Raw genomic sequence first — 1699 nt, forward strand, 5'->3', positions numbered from 1 at the left:
AAATCAAGCAGCTTGGGAGCCGTTTTCTTACAATGTCCGCAGCTCGCATCAAAGAAAAACAAAATGGTGAATTCAGATTTAATTTCAGAAATAGTTCTAGTATTACCATCTATATCTTGCAATCTTAAATCAATCGCCTGATTTCCAATTTGATTGTAGCGCAACATTTCAACTCGCTTAACAACCTTAGCCATTTGCGTAGAGTCCATCCAGTATGCTTTGTCCTTTAAGTAATACTTATTACCTATATGAAATAGGACGTTAGACATTCCAACAACCTTTGATGTATCGTAACGATATAAGAGTTTTGAAGCGAAATAGCGAAATGTAATGGAATCTTCTTTGGTGCCTTCTAGAATTACATCAACGCTTTTAATAATAGAGTCGGGTTGCATTGGAGTTAGTTTATCCAAATAATAGAAAACTTTATCATGCATTATATCTGTTCTGAATAACCTTCTATCCGACAAATCAATGTTGTCGAAGTAATGGCGTTTGAAATATCTATATGCAAATGTGGAATCCTTCTTGCCGTTTTCTAATAGAGGTGTTTTGGGAATAGTAGGTTCAATGCGAGCTTTAAGTAAGGTAGATACAAATAGATTTTTTTTATTATCAATAATATTATTTCGATATTCATCAAATGCATCATGCATTTTTTCTAATTCTTCTTTAATCTCTTTTGCATTATCCGAACCTTTTTTAGCAGATTTCAACTTTTTTCTAAGGGATTGAGAGTCTCTATTAGACTTGCCAGCAAATTGAAAAAAACCATATAACGTTTGGTTCTCTTCGGATCCTTCTACAGAAATATTGCCTATATAATTTAAAGTGTCGGTTACTATCTTCATACTGGTTTCCTTTCCAATAAATTGAAGAAGGATTCTTCCGTTATAGAAGAGTCCATACATTCCAACTTTTAATTTCTTTGTGTTTTTAAAAGCGAATTGTCCTTTTGTATCTACTACGGTTGTATCGAAGTACATTATTTTATTGCCTTGGTAATTAACTAGGTAAACGGTGTCGGAGGCAAGACCATCAATCTCAAATTTTAGTTCGTACCCAGTATTCTTTTCTGCGGATGCGTTTAAGCCTAATAGATTGATTAATAGAATTATTGGAAATACTATCCTAACATTGATTTTCATAAATACTTCTTTAATAAGATGTGAGACTATACTTGCAAAAAGAGAGCCAAAAATACAACAGCTTAATTGAATAATAAAATTAACTGACAGAGCCGGATAATATTGTGGATTAGTTGTTGATGTATTGAGAAATGGTGGCTAAACAACATTATTATAATCACTATCTTCGCGCACCATCTTGGTTTATTCAATAATATGGAACTGAAAAATAAGAAAATTCTAGTAACAGGAGGTAGCTCCGGAATAGGAAAAGCTACGGCTAAAATACTTATTGAAAATGGTGCCATAGTTCTAATAACTGGTAGAGATGAGACCAAGCTTATCAAAGTGGCGAAGCAAATAGGAGCTGAATACCTTCAATTCGATATTTCAGATTTTGCTTCTATTGATGAAAAAGCTTCAGAGGCAATCCAAAAACTAAATGGAAGGTTAAGGGACAGTTATGTCGCAGCTGTTGGGATAAAAATAAAGCAGAACACGGATAGAGTATGAGATTTTTTAGAAAATTTGAATGCGAGAATTGTCACCAACGGTTTTCACAACAAGAAGAA

2 protein-coding genes are annotated in these 1699 nt (G+C 33.4%); one reads left to right on the top strand and one right to left on the bottom strand.

The features are described 5' to 3' along the window. On the bottom strand, window positions 1-1148 hold a 1148-nt coding region (locus HRT72_12220), incomplete at its 3' end, for a DUF5106 domain-containing protein (GenBank protein ID NQY68469.1). Between the two features lie 195 nt (window positions 1149-1343). On the opposite strand from HRT72_12220, the gene HRT72_12225 reads away from it, so the two are divergent. Continuing rightward, window positions 1344-1640 (top strand): SDR family NAD(P)-dependent oxidoreductase, encoded by a 297-nt coding sequence (locus HRT72_12225; GenBank protein ID NQY68470.1) that lies wholly within the window; start codon window positions 1344-1346, stop codon window positions 1638-1640. Window positions 1641-1699 lie beyond the last annotated feature (59 nt).

This window comes from Flavobacteriales bacterium (assembly GCA_013214975.1).
Taxonomy (GTDB): Bacteria; Bacteroidota; Bacteroidia; order DT-38; family DT-38; genus DT-38.